Raw genomic sequence first — 7,803 nt, 5'->3', positions numbered from 1 at the left:
CCGATGGTGGCGCGACCGATGGTGGCGCGACCGATGGTGGGTCCACGGATGGAGGCTCCACCGGGACGCCCGACCCGTCCTACCCCGACGCCGGTGACAACACCGACACCGACAGTGTCGGCAACCAGCCGGTCGAGCAGGGCAAGGGCAAGGACGAGCTCGCCGAGACCGGTGCGGCCGAGACCACGTTCCTGCTGCTCGGCGCCGCCACGATGATCGCCGGTGGCATCGGCTTCCGCATCCTGCCGCGCCTGGCCGGCGGTCGCACGACCGCCTGATCGTCCGCACGCGCACGCTGAAGGGCCCGGGAGAGCATTCATGGCCTCCCGGGCCCTTTCGCGTACCGGAACCGCTCCTGCGGCCGTACGCGCACGCCTCATCCCCGCAGGACCCTCGGGGCGCTGTCCCGGCTCAGACGGCCTGGTGCGCCAGCAGGGCCAGGGCGGCCACCAGGATCACCATCAGCGCGATCAGCATCGCGGGATTGAGCCCCGCGAACGGCCCCTGCTCCTGCATGCGCTCCCGGCTCGCACGGCAGACCCGGCAGCGGCCCTCGTTCACGGGCGCCGCGCAGTTCGCGCACACCAGTCGGTCATAGGTCATGCGCACTCCTCCTCCCGCGCGGCGGAGCCGCATTCACGTTCTCTCCGCACAACGCTCAGGGAAACGCAACCGTTCCCCCTACCACTGTGACAGCTCGGGGCGATTTCGGCGCGGCCCGCCGGACAAGGTCCGGCACGCCCCGTTTCGTTCCGTGCCGCGTTCCGTCACAAATCCCTCATTCCCGGACGCCGACTGCACGCGCTCACCCGCGTCGCGTATGGTCACGCTCACCTACCCCCGGCCGACCGTGGTGCATCCGTGATCCGATTCGACAACGTCTCCAAGACCTACCCGAAGCAGAGCCGTCCAGCTCTCCGGGACGTCTCACTCGACATCGAGAAGGGTGAGTTCGTCTTCCTGGTCGGCTCCTCCGGCTCCGGCAAGTCCACCTTCATGCGGCTCATCCTCCGGGAGGAGCGTGCCAGCCAGGGCATGGTCCACGTGCTCGGCAAGGACCTCGCGCGGCTGTCCAACTGGAAGGTGCCGCAGATGCGCCGCCAGCTGGGCACGGTGTTCCAGGACTTCCGTCTTCTCCCCAACAAGACCGTCGCCGAGAACGTGGCCTTCGCGCAGGAGGTCATCGGCAAGCCCCGCGGCGAGATCCGCAAGGCCGTGCCGCAGGTTCTCGACCTCGTGGGTCTGGGGGGCAAGGAGGACCGGATGCCCGGTGAGCTCTCCGGTGGTGAGCAGCAACGTGTCGCGATCGCGCGGGCGTTCGTCAACCGCCCCATGCTGCTGATCGCGGACGAGCCGACCGGAAACCTCGACCCGCAGACCTCCGTGGGCATCATGAAGCTGCTGGACCGGATCAACCGGACCGGCACCACCGTGATCATGGCGACCCACGACCAGAACATCGTCGACCAGATGCGCAAGCGCGTCATCGAGCTCGAGCAGGGCCGTCTCGTACGGGACCAGGCGCGCGGCGTCTACGGCTACCAGCACTGAGTCTCTGCACGAGCATCGAGTACTGAAAGGACGCCATGCGCGCCCAGTTCGTCCTGTCGGAGATCGGGGTCGGTCTTCGTCGCAACCTCACGATGACCTTCGCCGTCGTGGTCTCCGTCGCCCTCTCGCTCGCCCTGTTCGGCGGCGCGCTGTTGATGCGCGAGCAGGTCAGCTCGATGAAGACCTACTGGTACGACAAGGTCAACGTCTCGATCTTCCTCTGCAACAAGAACGACGCCAAGGACGTGCCCAAGTGCGCCAAGGGTGCCGTCACGGCGGAGCAGAAGAAGGAGATCAAGGCCGACCTCGAGAAGATGGAGGCCGTCGAGAAGCCGGTCCTCTTCGAGACGGTCGACCAGGCGTACAAGCACTACCAGGAGCAGTTCGGCGACTCGCCGATGGCCGGCAACATCACGCCGGACCAGATGCAGGAGTCGTTCCGGGTCAAGCTGAAGGACCCGCAGAAGTACAAGGTGGTCGCGACGGCCTTCGCCGGCCGTGACGGGGTGCAGTCCGTCCAGGACCAGCGCAGCATCCTCGACAACCTCTTCGGGCTGATGAACGGCATGAACGTGGCCGCGATCTTCCTGATGGGGCTGATGCTGGTCATTGCGCTGATGCTCATCGTGAACACCGTCCGCGTCTCGGCGTTCAGCCGACGACGGGAGACGGGCATCATGCGGCTGGTGGGGGCCTCGGGCTTCTACATCCAGATGCCGTTCATCATGGAGGCCGCCTTCGCCGGCCTGATCGGCGGGCTGCTCGCCTGCGTCATCCTGATAGCGGCACGGTACTTCCTGATCGACGGCGGACTCGCGCTCCAGGAGAAGCTGAATCTGATCGACTTCATCGGCTGGGAGGCGGTGCTCACGAAGCTTCCGCTCGTCCTCGCGATCGGCTTGCTGATGCCCGCCGTTGCCGCTCTCTTCGCGTTGCGCAAGTACCTCAAGGTGTGACGAGCGCCCCGTCCCGCATGCGCCCAACGAGCCGTGTGCGGACGGGGCGTTGTCCTACACTCGGCCACATGCCGGGCCATACGTACCTTTTGAAACCCCGCGGTTTCCACCGCGGGGCGGCCCTGACGTTGGTGTTCGCGAGCGTGCTGGCCACCGCCGCGGCCACCGGGTCCCTGCCCCGCGAGGGCGGCACGGGCACCGAGATAAAGGCCCGGGCCGTCTCCTCGACCGTCGGCTCCGTGGACCGCGAGGAGATCGCGGACGCGGTCGCCGACGCCGAGGCCGACGGGAAGTCCGGCACGGACGCGGCCGAGGAGGTCGTCAGCCGCAGCGGCGACCGCTGGGGCGCGGTCTACGACGAGCGGGAGTACGAGGAACTGGAGCAGGCCCTCGACGGCTCCTACACCGGCGTCGGGATCTCCGCCCGGCGCTCGGCCCGCGGCGACGTCGCGGTGACCGGGGTCCAGCCGGGAAGCCCGGCCGCGCGGGCGGGCGTACGCAAGGGGGACCTGCTGCGCACCGTCGACGGCCGTCGCGTCGAGCGGCGCCCCGTCGCCGAAGTGGTCGCGCTGCTGCGCGGCGACCGGGCGAAGGCGGGCGAGGGCTCCTCCGTGGTCCTCGGGCTGAGCCGCGGCGGGCACTCCTGGACCACGACCCTGCGCAGGGCGCGGCTCAGCACCGATCCGGTGAGCGTCCGGCGCCTGGGCCGGGCCTCTTCCTCCGCCGTACTGATCAAGGTCGCCGCGTTCACCAAGGGGGCCGGTACGGCCGTACGCCAGGCCGTGGACGAGGCGCCCGGGGACGCCGGGATCCTCCTGGACCTGCGGGCCAACTCGGGCGGACTGGTCACCGAGGCCGTCACGGCCTCCTCCGCCTTCCTCGACGGCGGGCTCGTCGCCACCTACGACGTGCACGGTGAGCAGCGCGCCCTGTACGCCGAGCCCGGCGGCGACACCGAGCGGCCCGTGGTGGTCCTGGTGGACGGCGGCACGATGAGCGCGGCCGAACTGCTGACCGGTGCGCTGCAGGACCGGGGCAGGGCCGTGACCGTCGGGTCCCGCACCTTCGGCAAGGGTTCCGTGCAGATGCCCAGCCGGCTGCCCGGTGGATCGGTCGCCGAGCTGACCGTCGGGCACTACCGCACTCCGGCGGGCCGGAGCGTCGAGGGAAGCGGCATCACACCGGACGTCGGCGCCGGTCCGGAGGCCCAGCAGCGGGCCGAGACGGTATTGAGTGGCATCGGGGGTGGGTCGTAGTGCGAAAATGGCCGCACTATGGCCAAGGAAAAAGACACCGGGCGCAAGATGATTGCGCAGAACAAGAAGGCGCGGCACGACTACCACGTCCTCGACACCTACGAGTGCGGTCTCGTGCTCATGGGCACGGAGGTCAAGTCGCTGCGGATGGGCAGGGCGTCGCTGGTCGACGGCTTCGTCCAGATCGACAACGGCGAGGCGTGGCTGCACAACATCCACGTCCCGGAGTACGTCCAGGGGACCTGGACCAACCACTCGGCCAAGCGCAAGCGCAAGCTGCTCCTGCACCGGGCCGAGATCGACAAGCTGCAGTCCAAGTCGCAGGAGACGGGCCACACGATCGTGCCGCTCGCGCTGTACTTCAAGGACAGCCGCGTCAAGGTCGAGATCGCGCTCGCGAAGGGCAAGAAGGAGTACGACAAGCGCCAGACGCTGCGTGAGAAGCAGGACACGCGGGAGACGAACCGGGCGATCTCGGCGGCACGCCGGCGTCAGCGGAGCGCCTAGCCCGGGGCCCGGGGCCGGAGCCGCCGGAATACAGTGGCATCGGCGCGCGTTGGTCACGTACAGTGGGCCATGCACCTCAGCGAAGGTGCGCGGATTGAAAAAACAACATGGGGATGATCGGTTTCGACAGCGGATGTCGAAGCAGGGGAAGCGAGTCGAGGAAGCGGCAATGATCTCGTAAACCATATGTCGCAACCAATAATCGCCAATTCCAAGCGCGATTCCTCCGCCTTCGCCCTCGCTGCCTAATTAGCAGCTAAGCGAAGACTCTGCGGAGTGTCAGCCCGGGGGTGATCCCGACCCGGATCCTGGCATCAACAAGGGATCTAAACTTCTAGGCCCGGTCACGGGGCCTGGAAGGAAATCAAACAGTGGCTGGGCCTGTCGGAGGCTTGTTCGCGTGACCTCCGGGGCCGAGAAAAGCGTAGCGAACTGCACTCGGAGAAGCCCTGGTTCCGCACCGTTGGACGCGGGTTCGATTCCCGCCATCTCCACAATTCCCATGTGAACGAGGACCCCGTTGCCCCTGGCAGCGGGGTCCTCGTTTTTGTTGTGCCGCGTGCCCCGGAATCAGGCGCGGCGCGTGCCGGTCGCCGCGAGGGCGAGGGCGAGGGCGGCGGCGCACACCGGCACCGCGTACCCGGTGACCGTCCCGGCGTTCTCCACCGTCCAGCCGCCGATCGCCGACCCCGCCGCTATGCCGCCCAGCAGTGCGGTGACGGCCAGCGTCATGCCCTCGTTGAGCTGGGCCCGCGGGGTGAGCCGCTGGATCAGGGTCATGCCGGTGACCATGGTGGGCGCGGTGGCCGCCCCGGCCAGCAGCAGGCAGCCCGCCAGGAGGGGCAGGGAACCCGTCGTGGCCGCGGCGACCAGGGGGAACGACATCAGTGCGGTCATCCCCGCCAGGCAGAGGACGAGTCTGCGCCCGGTCCGGGACGCGGGGCGCAGCGTGCCGTACAGCAGCCCGGCCACGCAGGAGCCGCCTGCCTGGAGCGCGAGGATCGCCCCTCCGGCGTGGGCGATGGAGACGACCTCCATGGCGCCGAAGACGGCACCGGTCGCGAGGAAGACGCAGAGCAGGGCGGGGACGCCCGGGGTGCGCAGGGGGGAGACGGCCCGTGCGCGAGGTGCCACCGGGGGCTCCGTGGCGCGCTGTGCGGCGAAGAGCAGCACTCCGGTCATCAGCAGGACCGCCCCGGTGAGCGTTCCGGCTTCGGGGAAGAGCGCCCCGCAGGCAGCGGCGGCGAGCACCGGGCCGAGCATGAAGCACAGCTCGTCGACGGCCTGTTCGAAGGAGTTGGCGGTGTGCAGGGCCGCCGCGTCGCCCTGGTGCAGATGGGCCCAGCGGGCTCGCGACATGCCGCCGGTGTTCGGGGTGGTGGCCGTCGCGGCGTAGGCGGCGAACAGGGTCCAGACCGGTGCGTCGTGGTGCACGCAGAGCACCAGGGCCAGTGAGCCCAGCACCGCGACGGCGGTGGCGGGAACCGCGATCCTGGCCTGGCCGTACCGGTCGACGAGGCGTGCGGTCCAGGGGGCGACCACGGCGGTCGCGGCCAGCCCGGTGGCGGTGACGGCCCCGGCCAGTGCGTACGAGCCGTGCACCTCGGCGATCATGATGACGGCGCTGACGCTGAACATGCCCATGGGCAGCCGGGCGATCAGATTGCCCGCGGTGAACGCGCGTGCGCCAGGGGTGGCGAGCAGCCGGAGGTAGGCATGGGGCGGGGCCGCCGGAGCGGGGGCCGGGGCGGCGGTTTCGTGGGACACGCGCTCACCCTCGGGGCGGACGGTCCGTCGCGTCCAACACCTGTTCGGAGCGGATTCACGCACATCCGTTGTAAGTTTGGCGGGTGGCCGTCCCCGACACCGATCCCCGGCTCCTCCGCGCCTTCGTCACCGTGGCCGAGGAACTTCACTTCACCCGTGCCGCAGCCCGGCTCTACGTCGCGCAGCAGGCGCTGAGCCGGGACGTCCGCCGGCTGGAGCGGGAGCTGGGCCGCGACCTCTTCGTCCGTACCACCCGGCAGGTGTCGCTGACCCCGGACGGGGAGCGCCTCCTCCCGCACGCCCGGCGGGTGCTCGACGCGCACGCCGCGCTGTCGGCCGCCTTCGCCGGCCCGGCGGACCGCCCGCTGCTCGTCGACCTGAACACCGACGGGATGACCGCGGCCCGGGTGCTCGCCCGGGCGCGGGAGCTCGCGCCGGAGTGCGAGCTGATGGCGCGCTTCGAGAGCGGGCTCACCTGGGCGGCGGACGAGATCCTCGCGGGGCGGCTGGACGTCTCCTTCGGGCGGGCCGCCGGCCTCGCTCCCGGAGTGCTCGCCCGGCTCTCCGTGCAGCCGGTCCGGTACGAGCCGATGGCCGTCCTCCTGCCGGACGGCCATCCGCTGGCGGGACGCGAGACGGTCACCCCGGGCGATCTGGCCGGAGAGACCGTCTACGCCGGTGCGGGCAACGCGCGTACGTCCGAGTGGACGGAACTCGCGGCCATGCTCTTCGCGGAATGGGGCATCGTCCTGGCTCCGCCGGCCCCACTCGCTGTCGGAGTGGCCGAATTCCAGCGGGTCATGGAGAAGACCGGGAACCCCGTACTGGCCGTTTCGGGCTTCCCGCCCCTGCCGGGTACGGTGCTGCGCCCGCTCGTCGGGCCGATGCCCCTCTCGCCGCTGCTGATGGTGTGGGGCAAGGGTCTCGAGCACCCCGGATTGAACGCCCTACGTGGGGCGGTGGCCGAACTCGCCGGGGCGGAAGGATGGATGGTACGACCACCGGCATCGTGGTTGCCTGACTCCGATTCGTCACTCATGGGTCACTGTTCATGAACAACACGTGATACTGCCCCCTGGCCGTCGCGGCCGTGCGCTACATTCGGGGTTTCGGGTGCACGGTGGCAGGTGGCGCGCGGACGGGGTGGGGGCTCCGATCCGCCAGCAGGATTCCGGTCATTTCCCGCGCACCTGTTTCATTGAGTGGGGGAAGTGCGAACACCTGTGGAAAATTGGCGCGAAGGTACCCGAACCGGGCACACGCATGAGCCGAACGACGTCACCGTCCCGTTGGACGGGCTGGGCCGTCAGCTCTCCGAACTACCTGTGGAACCCAGCTCACCGGACCCTTCCGACGGTCCGGTGTTCGTCGACGAGAGCGGTCGCCGCAGCAAGACGTACCGGCGTGTGGGCTGGGTGCTCGCCGCCGTCTGCGCCGTGTACGCGGTGACGCTCGTGGTCGCCGTGCTCGGCGGGAGCTCCGCCGCTCCCTGGCTGCCGCTCTCCGGGCCGAAGGAGAAACACGCCGAAGAGGTCGACGTGCGGCCCGCCCCGAGCGGCGACGTCGTGTCCGAGAGCCCCGGAGCCACGCCCAGCGTCTCCGCCCCGGTCTCCGGATCCGCCTCGGCGGCGCCGTCCGACGGCGCGTCCGCCTCCGCCGCCTCCGCCGCTCCCGGCGCGAGTGCCTCGGCCTCGGCGTCCGTCGAGCCTCCCCGGGGCAGCTCCTCTTCGGCCCCTGCCCCGCACACCTCGGTCTCCACGACGCCG

The 7,803-nt window shown here is 70.0% G+C and carries 9 protein-coding genes and 1 other RNA gene; 7 read left to right on the top strand and 3 right to left on the bottom strand.

Annotated features, from left to right (window positions below; all coding sequences use genetic code 11):
• On the top strand, positions 1-278 hold a 278-nt coding region (locus tag B9S57_RS30830), incomplete at its 5' end, for an LPXTG cell wall anchor domain-containing protein (RefSeq protein ID WP_258036709.1).
• 133 nt (positions 279-411) lie between these two features.
• Here B9S57_RS30830 and B9S57_RS30825 read toward each other — a convergent pair.
• A complete protein-coding gene (locus B9S57_RS30825) occupies positions 412-603 on the bottom strand; it encodes a hypothetical protein (RefSeq protein WP_103760450.1) in 192 nt (63 codons plus the stop codon).
• A 258-nt stretch (positions 604-861) separates the two neighbouring features.
• Between B9S57_RS30825 and ftsE the strand changes: the two genes are divergently transcribed.
• The 5 genes from ftsE to ssrA all read left to right on the top strand — a co-directional run bounded on the left by ftsE (position 862) and on the right by ssrA (position 4,767).
• The gene (ftsE, locus tag B9S57_RS30820; protein ID WP_014046319.1) at positions 862-1,551 is read left to right on the top strand and encodes a cell division ATP-binding protein FtsE; all 690 of its coding nucleotides are present in this window, start codon (positions 862-864) and stop codon (positions 1,549-1,551) included.
• Between the two features lie 35 nt (positions 1,552-1,586).
• On the top strand, positions 1,587-2,507 hold the full coding sequence (ftsX, locus tag B9S57_RS30815; protein WP_103760449.1) for a permease-like cell division protein FtsX: 921 nt from the start codon (positions 1,587-1,589) through the stop codon (positions 2,505-2,507).
• Positions 2,508-2,575: 68 nt separating this feature from the next.
• Entirely contained in the window at positions 2,576-3,763 is a 1,188-nt protein-coding gene (locus B9S57_RS30810) for a S41 family peptidase (protein ID WP_103760448.1), read from the top strand.
• A gap of 18 nt (positions 3,764-3,781) precedes the next feature.
• Entirely contained in the window at positions 3,782-4,270 is a 489-nt protein-coding gene (gene smpB / locus B9S57_RS30805; protein WP_103760447.1) for an SsrA-binding protein SmpB, read from the top strand.
• A 109-nt stretch (positions 4,271-4,379) separates the two neighbouring features.
• Positions 4,380-4,767: a transfer-messenger RNA gene (gene ssrA / locus B9S57_RS30800) on the top strand.
• A 73-nt stretch (positions 4,768-4,840) separates the two neighbouring features.
• Here ssrA and B9S57_RS30795 read toward each other — a convergent pair.
• Positions 4,841-6,037, bottom strand: coding sequence for an MFS transporter (locus B9S57_RS30795; protein WP_103760446.1), 1,197 nt, complete (start codon positions 6,035-6,037; stop codon positions 4,841-4,843).
• 83 nt (positions 6,038-6,120) lie between these two features.
• On the opposite strand from B9S57_RS30795, the gene B9S57_RS30790 reads away from it, so the two are divergent.
• Entirely contained in the window at positions 6,121-7,092 is a 972-nt protein-coding gene (locus B9S57_RS30790) for a LysR family transcriptional regulator (protein WP_103760445.1), read from the top strand.
• 251 nt (positions 7,093-7,343) lie between these two features.
• On the opposite strand, the gene B9S57_RS36300 is transcribed toward B9S57_RS30790, so the two are convergent.
• Positions 7,344-7,796 carry a hypothetical protein gene (locus B9S57_RS36300; RefSeq protein ID WP_181011542.1) on the bottom strand — a complete coding sequence of 151 codons (453 nt, stop codon included), beginning with the start codon at positions 7,794-7,796 and terminating at the stop codon, positions 7,344-7,346.
• Positions 7,797-7,803: the final 7 nt, after the last annotated feature.

It is taken from the genome of Streptomyces sp. SM10 (assembly GCF_002910915.1).
Taxonomy (GTDB): domain Bacteria; phylum Actinomycetota; class Actinomycetes; order Streptomycetales; family Streptomycetaceae; genus Streptomyces.
The sequence above is the reverse complement of the archived record's forward strand: the minus strand, read 5'-3'. Positions and strand labels throughout refer to the sequence as shown.

Coding starts and splice junctions, on each gene's coding strand:
- smpB (WP_103760447.1), top strand. CDS start 3,782: ATGGCCAAGGAAAAAGACACCGGGCGCAAGATGATTGCGCAGAACAAG.
- ftsX (WP_103760449.1), top strand. CDS start 1,587: ATGCGCGCCCAGTTCGTCCTGTCGGAGATCGGGGTCGGTCTTCGTCGC.
- B9S57_RS30810 (WP_103760448.1), top strand. CDS start 2,576: ATGCCGGGCCATACGTACCTTTTGAAACCCCGCGGTTTCCACCGCGGG.
- B9S57_RS30825 (WP_103760450.1), bottom strand. CDS start 603: ATGACCTATGACCGACTGGTGTGCGCGAACTGCGCGGCGCCCGTGAAC.